Source organism: Ktedonobacter racemifer DSM 44963 (genome assembly GCF_000178855.1).
Lineage (GTDB): Bacteria > Chloroflexota > Ktedonobacteria > Ktedonobacterales > Ktedonobacteraceae > Ktedonobacter > Ktedonobacter racemifer.
This window is the reverse complement of record NZ_ADVG01000002.1, coordinates 2,749,733-2,764,024: the sequence shown is the minus strand read 5'-3', so window position 1 is coordinate 2,764,024 and position 14,292 is coordinate 2,749,733. Positions and strand designations below refer to the sequence as shown.

Sequence of the window (14,292 nt, the reverse complement as noted above, 5' to 3'; positions counted from 1 at the left end):
TCCGACATATCCTTGAGCACTTCCCAGATATCCCAGCCAAGGGCATGCGCCAAGTCGGCAACACCATGCATCGCCCAATTAATGGACTAGCCTTGCCAGAGGGCTGGTAGTAATTTTAGAAGTGGACGGCGTAGATAAGGGCGGACTGCGATGCTATCGCCACCCCAAAATAGTACACGTCGCTCATCCGCATTATAGAGAATACCACCCTCTGCCCAGACATTGTTCATGAGTTGTTCTGTAGGGTCTAGTTTGAGGATATACTTCAGTGTATCCTCAAGCCTTGACAGCAATACCGCAGGGACTGCAAGTGCGCCCAATTGTGAGTAGAAAATTTGCTTCTGCCCATTCTCAATTAGCACATAGCTTGCCCGATTGCCCAATGTTTTATCCCTTCACAATATTGTGCCTATCAATGTTTCACGTGAAACATTGATAGTGCCGCTTACATACGTGCGTGCCTACGAGATGCGCGAGATGTACGAGACTGGGGCATATTTTTTGTTGGGAAGATATTTCCACCCCTCCCATAAATTCGCATGAAGATAATGAAGTTTTAGAAAATAATTTGTGAATGTCTAAGAGCTGCGCTGCTAAAGCACACGCTTACATATCATGGTACGGGGCCTTTCGCGCCATGATATGTAAGCGTGTGCTTTAGCAGCGCAGCCGGAGTGCACATTGTCGGCTTTATTATTCAAAGAGCATTATCAATCCTGCGTTTACCATGCTCACCAATGTAGGTGTGTACGTAAGTAGCGCAATGCCACCAACGACCAAAACCTCGCAATGTTTCACGTGAAACATTTCCTCTATTAGCGTTTCACAAGGGTGGTGCGTACGAGGTTGGTGCCGAAGTGGTAGCCGATCTCGTGGTAATCCTGGATGGACCAGAGGGCGAGTTCGCATTGTTTGCCAACCTCGATGCTGCCGATCTCGTCTTGCAGGGCGAGGGCGCGCGCGCCATTGATGGTGGCGGCCGTCAGTGCTTCCTCCAGCGACATGCCCATGGAGGACATGGCCAGGCCCAGGATCATCTGCATATTCTCACAGTAGGAGGTGCCGGGATTGAAGTCTGTCGCCAAGGCCACGTGCAGGCCGTGATCGAGGAAGCGGCGCGCTGTGGGATAAGGCGAGCGCAGAGTGTAGGAGCATCCTGGCAGGAGGGTGGCGACGACTCCGGCCTCACGCATGGCCTCCAGGTCCTCGTCGCTGGCGTGGTCGAGGTGGTCAGCGGATACCGCTCCTAGTTCAGCGGCGAGCCGTGAACCGCCCGAGGGGCTGAGCTGGTCGGCATGCAGTTTGAGCAGGTAGCCCAGCTCTTTAGCGCGTGTGAGGATACACCGGCTCTCTTCTAGAGTGAAGGCCTCGCGCTCGCAGAAGACATCGCAGAAGCGGGCGAGCCCCACAAAACGAGGAAGCATCTCCTCTATGACGAGTTCTACATATGCTTCGCGTCGCTCGCGATACTCAGGGGGAACGCTGTGCGCACCCAGGAAGGTTGGTACGACGCGGACTTCATTGAGTGCGGGCAGGGTGTTTGTGTCTGCGATGTTTAGCTTGTTAATGATATGGAGGCACTGTTCCTCGGCTTCTGGATTCAGGCCATAGCCGGTCTTGATCTCGACGGTCGTGGTGCCATATCCACTCAGACTGCGCAGGCGCTCCTGCGCCAGATCCAATAACGTCTCCTCGTCGGCAGAGCGGGTGGCGTTCATGGTAGTTAAAATACCCTGACCACGCGCGAGGAGTTCGCCATAGCTGGTCCCGGCGCGCCGCAGGTGAAACTCCTGGGCGCGGTTGCCCGCGAAGACGAGGTGTGTGTGGGAGTCTACGAAGCCAGGCGTGATGACCGCACCTTCGGCATCAATGATGGCGATATCTTCTTCTGTAGTGGCGGATTGAAATTGCGGCTCCTCCTCGCCCTCACGTCCAATCCAGGTGATACGCCCCTGGCTAATACTCACCAGCGCGTGGTCGATCACCTGAAGGGGACCACTGGCACCGGGAAGTGGACCCTGAGCCACTGTTACCAGTTGACCAATATTGCGAATCACTGTATCCGCGCGTATCGTGTGCGCAGACTGGGAGGGATCAAGCACCATACCATGTTCTCCTTCTATAGTTCGCAAGAACGCTTGCGTTTCTGCTGCTTCTGCGTGCTGACGGCTACAGTATATCATGCTGTCGTTCAAGCGAATATAGGCTAGAATATAGATTTAGGACGCGGGCATATCGAACATAGACTTGTAATACCGATTTAGGACGCGGGCATACCGAACATAGACTTGTAATACCGACTTGCTCAGTACAGGCGGATTTGTTACACTGTGAGCAGTGCGCATGTGGAGGCATGTTAATGCCGTTGCGTACGCTGTGCAAGGATGCCAGAGAAAACGATGAGGGAGCTTGTGAAGGTTTATGCGAGCTGTAGACGATAACAGGCCGCGTTATGCGGCGGTCTTACGTGTGTTGCAAACCTGGAAGCAGTTGCCTGAGAGCGATGTCTCACGCCTGTTGCGCGACCAGTATCTGGTAACAGATGACTTTCGCGAGATGGAGGATCAGGGACTGTTAACGATGGCATTCGTTGGCGATGAATATATTATCTCTCCCACCCTCATGGGAAAGGTCTGGTTGGAAGAGTTCGAGAACGGTAAAGTGTAGCACATTATCAGCTGACGTTTCGGGCCACACACAGCTCAATGCAGCTGTACAGTACTCCAAGGAGTGATCAACTATGTACGAAGAGGAAGAGCAGCTTCCCTATAGCGAGATTGACGCCGAAGAGGCCAAACGCTTAATCGAAGCAGGCGCGCATGTCATTGATGTGCGTCAATTGGATGAGTGGAATGGCGGCCACATCGCCCAGGCTACCCTGGTTCCCATCGCTGGCATCTACGCCTTTGGCAAGGAGCTGGCAGAGCAGAATCTCCCCAAGGATGAAGATGTCATTTTTGTGTGTGCCTCTGGTCGTCGCAGTGCCTCGGCTTCCGAGATCGCGCGCCTCCTGGGCTTCCAGAAGGTCTACAATCTGGCGCACGGCATGCACGGCTGGATCGGCTACGGTCTTCCTGCCACGCGCTAATACACCCCCCTCTACTTGACAGCGTTACTGTTACACCAGGCGTGTCACATCGCTGCAAGAGCTTATAAAAGATTTGGTTCTAGCTAACCCGATGTACACGTTATTTGGTGGTAGAGGGTGTGGTGCTGTGTGGTGGCCGCAGGCCACCACACAGCACCACACCCTCTACCACGGCGAGCGCCGCAGGCGCGAGGTGTGACACCAAAAAGTTGCACATGGGGTTAGATAGCTATTTGTGAGAGGAGATAGAGCATATGCCTCTATTGGAAGGAAAAAAGGCGCTGATTTTCGGCGTCGCTAACCATCGTTCGATTGCCTGGGCCATCGCACAGTCGCTGGCTAGCGAGGGCGCGCAGCTGGTATTTACGTATCAGGAGCGTATGGAGAAATATGTGCGCGAGTTGGCGGCCAAGATTCCCGGTACCGAGGTTATCCCCTGCGATGTGCAGAGCGATGAGGAGTTGGATAGCGCTTTTGCTAAAGCCGGGGAGATCTTCGGTGGCAGCCTGGATATCCTGATTCATGCCGTGGCCTTCGCGCCTCCCTCTGAACTGGAGAATCCCTTTGTCCAGACCACGCGTGAGGGCTTCCATACCGCGCTGGATATCAGTGCCTACTCCCTGGTCGCTATGGCCAAACGCGCCGTGCCATTGATGCAGCAGAATGGTGGTAGTATCACCAGCCTGACCTATATGGCTAGCCAGCGTGTCATGCCCAAGTATAATGTCATGGCCGTGGCCAAGGCCGCTCTGGAGTGCAGCACGCGCTACCTGGCCTATGAGCTGGGCGAGCACAACATTCGCGTCAACACCATCTCGGCTGGTCCACTTAATACACTGGCCGCGCGTGGTGTCTCTGGCCTGACTGGTTTCCGCAACCACGTGGCCGAGATCGCGCCTCTGCGCCGCAACATCGAGCAGAGCGAGGTTGGCGATACCGCCCTCTTCCTCTCCAGCAACCTGGCCCGTGCCATCACCGGTGAGACGCTCTACGTCGATGCCGGCTACAACGTCATGGGAGCCTAAAGCAAAAGGCGAGAAAAAAGCTGGGATCTCTGATCAGAGATCCCAGCTTTTTTCTCGCCTTTTCTATGTTTCACGTGAAACATTCTCAGTCAAGATTAGCCAGGCAGGATCTCGCCAGTGGCACTGTCGATATGAATAGGAATCGAGGCAAGAGGGCGACGGGCCGGCGGACGAACGACCTCGGCCTGCTTAGCGGGATCATAACTGGCGCCATGACAGGGACAGACAATTAGCTTACTATCACTATCGTAGCTAACGGTACAGCCTGCATGGGTGCAGCGCGCACTATAGGCCACAAACTGATTACTATCGAGATGAATTAATAAGGCATTCTGCCCACTTCCCGCGTCAATGAAGGGAAGCGCGCTATTAGGCTGCACATCGCTTACACGTGCAATTGCCCCATTAGAAGGACTCTCAACACTGGTTGCCGTCGCCGTACTGCCAGGGGGCGTGCTAACAGTAGGTGTCGCCTGGTTGGCAATGGGAACATTCGCCTGGCGTCCCACCTGGAGCAGATTACCCAGGGTCGCTATAACAGCCACACTTATGCCACCTGTCAGGGCTCCCCAGAGAAAGATACGTCGCGTTGGCGCGTTCACCTGTGGATATGCCGTTCTGGCCAGGGCTGGCGCAAGCGGGAGGCCTAGCCAGAGAGAAAGGGTGCGCGCCGCCGATCCTCTTCTCTGCGCCAAACGCCGCATGAGCACAGGCGTAAAGAAGATCTCATCAAGCGTTGGCAGACCGGTACCGTGTGGACCGTTGAGCAAGAGCACGAGCCAGCAGCAGGCAAAGACGATGTCAGAGCCGTAGAAGTAGGGGTAGACACTCCAGGAGGCACTGAGCCAAAGCAAGATGTTGAGCAGTAAACCAAAGAAGGAGGCCGGCCGCAGTAGGAGTCCCAGCAGGGCGCCCAGGCCAAGCGCCAGCTCGCCATAAGCGATGATCTGGCCAGAGAGAATCGCGTGTGGCTCCGCCACCTGAAGCAACAATGCACTCAGTGGCGAGGTTTGCGCGAACGTGAGAATCTGCTGGCCGATGAAATCTGGATTTCCAGGCCGCAAGAAGTTTGGATCAGTCAGTTTTTGTATACCTGCGTACAGAAAAGTGAAGCCCAGAAAGAGGCGTAGCGGCAACAACGCCAGGGCACGGGATGTGGGCGCGGGTTTCGGCTCTTTAGGGGAACTACTATATCGTGTGTCTGGCATGGTCCTGCTGCTGATCATGGAACCTCCCTATTATGGATCTGGATAGTGGTCTGGGTGTTATTCAATCTATACGACCTTGTCTGTAGAGACAGGTTGCTATCACGCTTATTACAATTACATCAACGATTATCTACTTGAAGAGATACACCTCTCTCCTGAATTCTGCCTGAAATAAGATTCTCAATCTGCATAATCCCTCTATTTACTACGCTTTTCCTGAACTCCAAAAAGGAGCGCCAGGCGATCCCGCCTGGCGCTCCTTTTTGGCTTGTTAGGGTGTTTACTGTTCGACTGGACGTCGCACTGTGGGTGGCTGGGGGGCAGATTCACCACAGATGCTACAGAAACGTGCCTCGGGACGGTTGGCGTGCCCACAGGGCCAGATTTGTGTCGTCACTGGAGGATTATTTGGATATGGTGTCGCCAGGGGCGTGGGTCCAGGCTGTGCCATAAATGGCGACGGCTGGCTCCCAAAGCTTGGCTGTGGAGGGATTGGGGAGGGAGCAGGATAAGACGACGATGGACGTGCAGGCGCGCCAAAGGCCGCCATGCCATCGTCATAACCGCTTGGGGTATTAAACGCGCCAGGCGTCGGCGGGAAGGGTCCCGGCGTGGCACCTGGGTGGCTATTAGCGAACGCTCCAGGCTGGCTCGGATAGACTGGTTGACCAGGATTGCCAGGGTAGCCTGCAACTGCTGCCTGCCTCTTATTCCTGCTACGTGCGGAGATGGTAAAGAAGAGCAGGGCCACAATTGCCAGAATTGCGATGACTGCCAGGATGAGTCCCCAGGAAATGGAGGAAGTATTGATAAGCTGATTGCCTGACTTACTGGGCGTTGAACCATTCTGGCTCTCGCTGTTGGCCTGTGTGCGCGCATAGCTCGCGTACTGCTCCACCGACTTAAAGTTTGGATAGTTGTTTTGCAGCTGATCAAAGAGTGTCTGCGCCTTGTGCCAGTGGCCCGCATCCTTAGAGGCATAGGCGTCAAAGGACTGCTGCCAGAGCTTCTGGAACGTGCCAGGCGCTGTATTCAGGCCCAGGCTCTGTGCCATATCAGTGGCGCCACTGCTGGCCTGAAGGAAGGTTGTGCTGCCTGGCGAATTGGGGCTGGAGAGGCCAAAGCTGACGACCCCCACGACGCGACCATTGTTATCCAGGGCCGGGCCACCACTATCTCCATGCTCGACATTTCCTCCGACCTGGATGACGGGCGCTCCGCTATCCGTGGTCTTGATTGAGCTTACCGAGATCTTATTGACGGAGGAGGTCAGCAGGTCCGTTGGACGGTTGCTGACATCGCCGTTGCCGGGGAAGCCAATGATCGTTAGCTCGTCCTGCTGCTGAACTGAGGAGGAGTTGCCGAGCTGAACACTGGGGGTATCCTGGAAGGCCGCGTGCACAATCGCCAGGTCGCGCTGATCCAGCGAACTCTGTTGCTCAATCTTATCGACACTGGCATGAATATAGGAGGGCACGCTATTAAAATTGGATGCCGTCAGGTTTCCCGTATAGTCGGTGCTTAGAAAGACCTCGCTCTGCTTCTGGTCAATACTTGCGTCCGACTGCAAGGCGCCGCTATCGAGCTGCTGTTCCGCGTCGCTGGCGGTCGTCGCTTTTCCCTTTTGGGTCAGATATGCCGCGACGTCATTGGCAGCCTGCTTATTAATATACTGGACGAGCGAAGCATCTTTGGGCGGATTGACAACGTGGTCGGCGGTCAGCACATCTCCATTGGAGGTAATAAATGTGCCACTACCCGAGAGTTGTGCGATATAACCATCGCCACCCTGGGGAAATTTCACGTCTCCACTGGCGAAATGGACCGTCACATGCGAGGTCAGAGTGGTGATAATACGTACCACTGCCGGCTTGGCAACATCCACCGCGCGAACAACGGGATCAGAAATGTTTCCTCCAGGTTTGCTATCGGCGAGTGCGCTCTTCGTATTGCCGAAGGTGGCGAAGACAAGAGCACTCACTGCCAGCATGACCAGGAAACTGAAACGCAGCTTCTGCTGTGTGTGCTGTGTGGGTAATCTTCGTTTCATATCTTGTAAATCCTGTCCTGGGCCTGGTTGGGGATAGAGAGCAATTGCTTGTAGTATTATATCCTATATTTCGACAGTAGAGATACGTACTAGTTCACAATTTGTTGCAAACGTTGCAAAAATGAGTAACGTTTATCAGGATGCTTTTGTTAGAAATGAATTTTCTTACTATACCATATATCTTACCATCGATAAGCGTCTCTGTATAGAGAATGGGGAGATATAGCGTGCATGTGGACTTGCGGACTCTGTCCGCAAGTCCACATGCACGCTATATGCTATTTTTCTCCTTGAAACTAAAACAGGCCTTTGCCCCGTATTATGAGTATTAAAAGCAATCAATATGGTGCGTAATTTACGCAAGATAATTTAAGCAAATAGAGGTGAAAATATAATGTCACAGAAGATGCAATTATGGACGCGCTCTGGCATGGCTCTGGCGCTGGTGAGCATGCTTATACTGCTCCTGAGCGCCTGTAGCCAGAGTTCCACGGGAACAGGTACTACCAGTACCACGCCCCTGGAGGTTGTGCAGAAAAGCTCGACTGCCATGCAGCAGCTCAAGTCTTCGCACTTTAAGCTGCAACTGACCGATGACGTCAAGGTACCACAGGTATCAACAGGCAATGGAATTACTCAGCCTCAGAACGTCAGCACGAACGTAAATGGTGAGGGCGACCAGGCTGGTGCCGATAATGCCAAAGTCCAGTACACCGCGAGTGCGCAGGGGCAGAGCTTCCCTGAGCAACAGGTTGTAAAGGGCAATGACGTCTACTTCCAGGTAAATGGGAAGTGGTATGTCATCAGCAAGAGTGACTTACAGTCCGAGGCCGGCAAGTTGCCTCTACCCTCCAATGTCTCTCTGGACCAGAATAGCCTGCTTGGTCTGATCCAGAATTCGAAGATCACAGATTACCACACTGAGAATGTGAATGGGCAGCAACTGCGCCACCTGGGTGCCGAGCTGGATAAAGAGGCCCTGCGCCAACTTCTCAAGCAGAATCCCCAGGTTGCCAGCTACTTTGGTGTCAGCCAGCAGAACGTCGATAAAGTCATTAATGGCACCAAGTCGGTAAAGACGAACCTGGATGTCTGGATTGATGAGTCGCAGTACTATGTCCATCGCACCCAGCTCAAGATTAACCTGGTAGCCGATGGGAAGCTCTTCAGTGACTCCGCGACCCAGGACTTCACGGTCAATATGAACTCTATCCTTGATCTGAGCAAGTTTAATGATCCTGTTACCATCGATGCTCCTGCCAGCGCGACTCGTGTTACCAACCTGGAGCAGGTCCTGGGTGTCAATCTGCCCAAGAAATAACGCCAGCTCAGACGCTTACCCCTTACTAGAGCGTCCATTACACATCGCTGGAGCCGAGACTCAATTCGAGGTCTCGGCTCTTTTTCTATCTGTTAGAGCTTCTTAAAAACTCACTTTCAGGGTCTGCTTTTCGCGCTTGCGGCGCTCTGGGGGTAGGAGGTAGGCGTGATAATACCCTATTGACAACTAACTAAAAATAAGTTACTATTATTTTGTAAATAAACATACTGTTAAGTAGGCTCTGATGTTGACTTGTAAGCTCAACACGGGGCATCACAAGAATAAAGAAACTCTATTCATACCGCTGGAGGTATACACCATGGCAAACGCTATCTCGGGCATCCATCATGTAACTGCGATCACCGATGATCCACAGCGTAACCTGGACTTTTACACTGGCCTGCTTGGCTTGCGCTTTGTCAAAAAGACCGTGAACTTCGATTCGCCGGAGACCCACCACCTCTATTATGGGGACGAGGTTGGCTATCCTGGTACGATCATGACCTTCTTCTCCTGGCCCGGATATCCCAGGGGGCGACGTGGCACAGGCCAGGTTGCTACGACCTCCTTCGCCATCCCAGCACAGGCCCTGGACTACTGGCAGGAGCGGCTGCGCGCTCACCATATCGCCTTTGAGGGGCCGGCGCAGCGCTTTGAGGAGCAGGTGCTCTCCTTCGAAGACCCTAATGGCTTGCAACTTGAGTTGGTCGCGGCCCCAGGGATTGAGCAGCGAGAGATCTATTGGAAGCAGGGTCCGGTTCCGGCGGAGCAGGCAATTCGCGGCTTCTATGGCGTGACCCTGGCGGTCGCACGCTATGAGTCAAGCGCGAAGCTGTTGACCCAGGCCATGGGCTTTAAGCTTCAGCAGCAGGAGGGACAGCGCACGCGCTTCGTCGCCGCTCAGAGTGGCAATGCCTCAATCGTCGACCTGCTGGATCTGCCAGGCCAGGTGCGAGGCCAGGAGGCGGTAGGCAGCGTACACCACGTAGCGTTCCGTGCCGCGAACGATGAAGAGCAGCTCCAGTGGCGCCAGGCCCTGACAGACGAGGGGATGCAGGTCACTCAGGTGCTCGACCGTAACTACTTTCACTCCATCTACTTTAGAGAGCCCAGCGGGGTCCTCTTCGAGATCGCGACCGACCAGCCCGGCTTCCCGGTAGATGAACCTGTGGCCGAACTGGGAACGCACCTCAAGCTCCCCACCTGGCTAGAGAGCAATCGTCCGGAACTCGAGAAGGCGCTGCCCACCCTTACCATCCCCTGGACCGGTACCGAAACCCGCTAGAAAATGGGTCAGGAAAGGGGCAGCTCACTTTTACCATCCTCTGGACCGGTACCAAAACCCACTAGAAAATGGGTCAGGAAAGGGGCAGCTCACTTTTACCATCCCCCTAAATCCGCTAGAAAATGGGGTAGAGATGTACGATGGGGTTGCGAACGCAACCCCATCGTACATCTCCTAAATTCCGCGAAGCGCCGTAGGCGCTGAGAGGTCTGTAACACCGGAATAGACAACTAACAAGAGGCAAAACCATGGCAAAAGACGCTTTACAACACTATATTCACCACTTTCAGCCCGCGCAGGAAACCAATAAGCCCACCCTCCTGCTGCTGCATGGCACGGGGGGCAATGAGAACGACTTGCTCAACCTGGGGCACATGCTCAGCCCTGGCTCCGCGTTGCTGAGTCCACGCGGCAATGTACTGGAGAATGGTATGCCGCGCTTCTTCCGTCGCTTCGCCGAAGGCGTCTTTGATATCGATGACCTGAAGCAGCGGACTGTAGAGCTGGCAGACTTCCTCCAGGCGGCCAGCGAGGAATACGCCTTTGACGCGCACCAGGTGGTCGCGGTCGGCTTCTCCAACGGGGCGAATATCGCCGCCAGTATGCTCCTACTCAGGCCCGAGGCCCTGGCGGGAGCCTATCTCTCGCACGCCATGTTCCCCTTTGAGCCAGAGGCGCAGGTGGATTTGCAGCATCGCCCAATCTTTGTGGCTGCCGGCCGCTCCGATATGCTGATTCCCACTGAGAATACTCAGAGACTCATCAACCTGCTTGAGCAGCAGGGGGCTGAGGTTCAGGCATACTGGAATAACACTGGACATACCATCATCCATGAAGAGGTACGCGAGGCGCGGGCCTGGGTTGAGAAGCACTTCTAGTTCTGGAAGAGATGGGCGAGGGAGCGCACGCGTGGCTCCTGACCCCAGATCGAGAGCATATGCTCATAGAGGCCATAGATCTGGCTATGGATCAAATCGCTACTAATGGCTTGCGCGGCGCGTGTCGCGGCCTCCAGGTAGATGCAGCTTTGTACCATATTTCCCAGCACAAGTGCCGTATAGGCTTTGAGCCTGAGAAATTCGGCACGCGTTCTCTCTGGGGGAGCCGGTTTAAGCTCATCAACCTGGGCGAATGCGTCCCAGGCCAGGCGCGGCTCTCCCAGGTGCAGAAAGACATGCCCCTGGTAGTAATAGAGCAGCGAGCGATCACAATATGTATAGGCAAAGGTAGCATCCTCTTCCGGGTGCTCGGGGAAGACGGCCATGGCCAGGCGCAGGAACTGCATAGCCTCCTGCTCATGGTTCATTGCGGCCTGAATCTCAGCCAGGCCTGCGAAGATCCAGCCATGAAGTAGGGGCGAAATGGTCTCGCTGATCGTGTTGATGCGCTTGAGGGCGTCATTATAGGCCCCCAGGGCCGCACCTATGCGCTTGCGTTGTGTAAAGACCGTGGCCATGCGCAACTGCGAGGCGATGTACAAGTTCCAATTTTTTGCGAGCTGGCTATACACCACGGCTTGCGTGCCATTCATCTGGGCCGAGACAAAATCGCCACGCTGGAGTTCGAGCATGGCCATAAGCTGGTAGACCTGGGCGGTAAGCGAGGCGGCGCTTCTCTGTTCGGGACCGGGATGTAGCGTTGGTGCGGTCAATTGCGCCAGGTAGGTAGGTAGGAGGCGTTCAAGCTCGCTCTGTCCCCCCATCATATAGAGGCGCCAGCATGAGGCAAGGCCCATACTCCACATGGCCAGGGCTTCGGTCAGCGTAGGTTCCTGGGGACCCTCTATAGCTGGCAATTCTAGCGAGTCAGTGGGTGGTCGTAGGGTCGTCTTGCCATTAAGCGAGGAGCGCGAGCGCATACGTTCTTCGAGTAGTTCGGCGAAGCCAAGCTCGGTAGGTGACATTTCAAAGATGGAGCAGAGCGCCTGAAGGGAGGTGAGGCGGGGAGCCTGCAAGCCCTCTTCCCAGCGAATATAGGTGTAGCGACTCACTCCCACCTTCCCACTTACGAATTCGGGTGTCCAACTCTTCTTCAGACGGGCAGACCTTAACAACGTGTTCTGCTTTTTCGACACAGAAGCCTCCCCAGAATTCCAGGTATGCATGGTCATAGTGCCTCTCTGCTCATAAAACGGTTGGGAACGTACGGCATAGCATTGCCTGCACTTTTGTTTATAAAAGATTTTAGATTACGGGTCAAGTGCAAGTATATCAAAAATTTATTAAAATTTTGGCAGGTCGCTATAGCAGGCGTACTTTTTTCCCTTGTGCGCCTAGCAAGGTGTGTATCTCTCCCAGGTGGATGAAGAGATCTGAGATACAGACCTGCCCGATGACCTGGAGAGCGGGCATATTGCCCAGGGGATTGACATGGATGATGCGGTCGGCGAGCGCGGATCCGCCATCCTGGATAGAAGAGAGATAGGTCTCGCCATCTCGCCAGACCTGTTCGGCGTATTGGAGCAGGGAAGCTGGTTCATGGATAAAGATGCGTCGAGAGTCGGCGATTGACATGCTAGTACCTTGAAGGCGCTCAGGAAGGTGCAGGATCTCATGCCATTTGTCTTCATTCCAGATGGGTGGACGGCCCTGGAGAATAAAACGATAGACATTGTCCTCAGTGCGTATACAGTGTAAGAAGGTAAAGGCAATATGGTTCCCCGCGCCTGGGAGCAGAAAGTGCCACTCATCGGTCGTGAGCTCGTGCACCGCTTCTTGTAGCGCCACATGTACCCGGCGCTGCTCCTGGCGATAAAAGCTGATAATATCCAATGCTTATCGCTCCTACCATCTGGAATACGCAGAAATTCTTCTGTTCCCTGTCAAAAAATATTATCTTCTATTACATCCTTATTGTCCAGTTCAATGGTTTAATAGTCAGGGGGGAGAGCAAGCCCGAGATAGAGGGGCACCGCGACCGCCAGATCGCTGTGCGCACTACATACTGTCACTCTTCTTTGATGGGCAGCGAGAGGGTAAAATGGACTTCTTGCTCTGACGAATAGACTGTAAGATCTCCATGGTGAGCAAGTGCGATTCCACGCGCTAAGTATAGACCTAAGCCTAATCCTGTGGAGCTTGACCCTGCTACAAACGGCTCAAAGAGGTGTGTTTGTAAATGCTCGGGAATGCTTGGTCCTTGGTTGCTCACCGTCACGCATGCCAACTGTGTATCATCGTGGTGCCTTCGCTCAATTCTTACTCCTACAGGAGTATGCTTGGGAGCATATTTGACGGCATTTGCTAGCAAATTTTCTAAAGCTTGTTGCAATCGATCAGGATCAGCTGAGATCTCGATGCTTGTAGATGCTTGCACACGGATAGGGGTCTCTGAAACACGCATTGCGGTGACTATTTCTTGTACAAAGTCCACAAGTTCAATAGGCTGATGTACGAGGGTAAAGAGTCCCTGATCCAGGCGAGCGATATCTAATAAGTTGGTAATGATGTGATTCACTTGCTCAAACGCCTTTTGAGCACTTGCGGTATCTCTTATGTCCTGTTCTCGTTGTTCTCGTCTAGCACGGCGCGCCATGATGCCGAGGCGACCTTTGAGTGGAGTCAAATAGTTTTTGAGGTCATGAGCCATGATAGTTAGCAACTGTTCAGCAGCTTGTCGTCGTCCATGTTCGTGTGCCTCTCTGGTTTGTTGCTCAACTAGCTCAGCTCGATGGAACACCATCCCTATCCAATGCGAGACGGCTTCGAGAAAGGATAAGTCTTGCTTTGTAAAGAACTCAGGCTTATTGGATGTTGCTAACAGGACTCCTCGTCGTTCTCCATTCACAATAAGAGGAACTCCCATCTCTGACATCACTCCAAGTCCATCTGGAGGAGGTTGTATTAACCCTTTGAGCTCCCCTTGTTCTTGATCGGCATGCTTTGTGAGATACGGAGTTCCTGTGAGAAAAACTTTCACTGTGCTACCTCCATTGGCAAGCGGAAGCCGATCCAAACCAAGTTTCTGTTGCCGTCTTCCCATTGGTGTATCACTAATGCCCATGGCTACCAGACTTGTCGTATTTGGATCGTAGAGGAGCACATCTATCTTTTCTGCATCCAAGACATTGACAAGCAGTTGCGCCGCTTGATCAAGGGATGGTTTCACCTGGACGGATTCAATGGCAAGTAACTGTTCCAGAGTATGCAATAAGTACCCTGGCTTCGAATCACCCTGATACTTATCCTCACTGTAATTCATTAGGAACCTCTTGTTCTGCAATCTGGCACACTTTTCATCCTTATAGTAAGGGCTGAGATCAAGTAGGTTGCCTTACTTCCTAGAGTGGTACCTTGAGCGGAAATGAGTTGTACAT

13 protein-coding genes are annotated in these 14,292 nt (G+C 53.6%); 6 read left to right on the top strand and 7 right to left on the bottom strand.

Annotated features, from left to right (window positions below):
- Positions 1-86: 86 nt before the first annotated feature.
- Together KRAC_RS28315 and hutI are read right to left on the bottom strand one after the other, a co-directional pair.
- Positions 87-383, bottom strand: coding sequence for a hypothetical protein (locus KRAC_RS28315; protein ID WP_007913193.1), 297 nt, complete (start codon positions 381-383; stop codon positions 87-89).
- Positions 384-815: 432 nt separating this feature from the next.
- Entirely contained in the window at positions 816-2,105 is a 1,290-nt protein-coding gene (gene hutI / locus KRAC_RS28310) for an imidazolonepropionase (protein ID WP_007913183.1), read from the bottom strand.
- Between the two features lie 316 nt (positions 2,106-2,421).
- Here hutI and KRAC_RS28305 point away from each other — a divergent pair, with 316 nt between their 5' ends.
- From KRAC_RS28305 to KRAC_RS28295, 3 genes are all read left to right on the top strand, one after another.
- Complete coding sequence (locus KRAC_RS28305; protein WP_007913175.1) at positions 2,422-2,667, top strand: hypothetical protein; 246 nt, start codon at positions 2,422-2,424, stop codon at positions 2,665-2,667.
- 73 nt (positions 2,668-2,740) lie between these two features.
- On the top strand, positions 2,741-3,088 hold the full coding sequence (locus KRAC_RS28300; RefSeq protein WP_007913173.1) for a rhodanese-like domain-containing protein: 348 nt from the start codon (positions 2,741-2,743) through the stop codon (positions 3,086-3,088).
- Positions 3,089-3,342: 254 nt separating this feature from the next.
- Positions 3,343-4,113, top strand: coding sequence for an enoyl-ACP reductase FabI (locus KRAC_RS28295; protein WP_007913172.1), 771 nt, complete (start codon positions 3,343-3,345; stop codon positions 4,111-4,113).
- 95 nt (positions 4,114-4,208) lie between these two features.
- Here KRAC_RS28295 and KRAC_RS62660 read toward each other — a convergent pair whose 3' ends face one another.
- A complete protein-coding gene (locus KRAC_RS62660) occupies positions 4,209-5,321 on the bottom strand; it encodes a TQO small subunit DoxD (protein ID WP_169460950.1) in 1,113 nt (370 codons plus the stop codon).
- Positions 5,322-5,601: 280 nt separating this feature from the next.
- Positions 5,602-7,371: a trypsin-like peptidase domain-containing protein gene (locus tag KRAC_RS28285; protein ID WP_007913170.1), complete on the bottom strand. Its 1,770-nt coding sequence runs from the start codon at positions 7,369-7,371 to the stop codon at positions 5,602-5,604.
- 394 nt (positions 7,372-7,765) lie between these two features.
- Between KRAC_RS28285 and KRAC_RS28280 the strand changes: the two genes are divergently transcribed.
- The 3 genes from KRAC_RS28280 to KRAC_RS28270 all read left to right on the top strand — a co-directional run bounded on the left by KRAC_RS28280 (position 7,766) and on the right by KRAC_RS28270 (position 10,855).
- On the top strand, positions 7,766-8,692 hold the full coding sequence (locus KRAC_RS28280) for a LolA-like protein (protein ID WP_007913169.1): 927 nt from the start codon (positions 7,766-7,768) through the stop codon (positions 8,690-8,692).
- Between the two features lie 319 nt (positions 8,693-9,011).
- Positions 9,012-9,977: a ring-cleaving dioxygenase gene (locus tag KRAC_RS28275; RefSeq protein ID WP_040444258.1), complete on the top strand. Its 966-nt coding sequence runs from the start codon at positions 9,012-9,014 to the stop codon at positions 9,975-9,977.
- A gap of 248 nt (positions 9,978-10,225) precedes the next feature.
- Positions 10,226-10,855 carry an alpha/beta hydrolase gene (locus KRAC_RS28270; RefSeq protein WP_007913167.1) on the top strand — a complete coding sequence of 210 codons (630 nt, stop codon included), beginning with the start codon at positions 10,226-10,228 and terminating at the stop codon, positions 10,853-10,855.
- Here the strand turns inward: KRAC_RS28270 and KRAC_RS28265 are convergent.
- The 3 genes from KRAC_RS28265 to KRAC_RS28255 form a co-directional block, all read right to left on the bottom strand.
- Positions 10,852-12,051, bottom strand: coding sequence for a helix-turn-helix domain-containing protein (locus tag KRAC_RS28265; RefSeq protein ID WP_157507126.1), 1,200 nt, complete (start codon positions 12,049-12,051; stop codon positions 10,852-10,854). The two genes, KRAC_RS28270 and KRAC_RS28265, sit on opposite strands and share 4 nt — an antisense overlap.
- 166 nt (positions 12,052-12,217) lie before the next feature.
- A complete protein-coding gene (locus tag KRAC_RS28260; protein WP_007913164.1) occupies positions 12,218-12,748 on the bottom strand; it encodes a DinB family protein in 531 nt (176 codons plus the stop codon).
- Positions 12,749-12,923: 175 nt separating this feature from the next.
- Positions 12,924-14,177 (bottom strand): GAF domain-containing sensor histidine kinase, encoded by a 1,254-nt coding sequence (locus KRAC_RS28255; protein ID WP_007913161.1) that lies wholly within the window; start codon positions 14,175-14,177, stop codon positions 12,924-12,926.
- Positions 14,178-14,292 lie beyond the last annotated feature (115 nt).

Coding starts and splice junctions, on each gene's coding strand:
- hutI (WP_007913183.1), bottom strand. CDS start 2,105: ATGGTGCTTGATCCCTCCCAGTCTGCGCACACGATACGCGCGGATACA.
- KRAC_RS28305 (WP_007913175.1), top strand. CDS start 2,422: ATGCGAGCTGTAGACGATAACAGGCCGCGTTATGCGGCGGTCTTACGT.
- KRAC_RS28300 (WP_007913173.1), top strand. CDS start 2,741: ATGTACGAAGAGGAAGAGCAGCTTCCCTATAGCGAGATTGACGCCGAA.
- KRAC_RS28295 (WP_007913172.1), top strand. CDS start 3,343: ATGCCTCTATTGGAAGGAAAAAAGGCGCTGATTTTCGGCGTCGCTAAC.
- KRAC_RS62660 (WP_169460950.1), bottom strand. CDS start 5,321: ATGCCAGACACACGATATAGTAGTTCCCCTAAAGAGCCGAAACCCGCG.
- KRAC_RS28285 (WP_007913170.1), bottom strand. CDS start 7,371: ATGAAACGAAGATTACCCACACAGCACACACAGCAGAAGCTGCGTTTC.
- KRAC_RS28280 (WP_007913169.1), top strand. CDS start 7,766: ATGTCACAGAAGATGCAATTATGGACGCGCTCTGGCATGGCTCTGGCG.
- KRAC_RS28275 (WP_040444258.1), top strand. CDS start 9,012: ATGGCAAACGCTATCTCGGGCATCCATCATGTAACTGCGATCACCGAT.
- KRAC_RS28270 (WP_007913167.1), top strand. CDS start 10,226: ATGGCAAAAGACGCTTTACAACACTATATTCACCACTTTCAGCCCGCG.
- KRAC_RS28255 (WP_007913161.1), bottom strand. CDS start 14,177: ATGAATTACAGTGAGGATAAGTATCAGGGTGATTCGAAGCCAGGGTAC.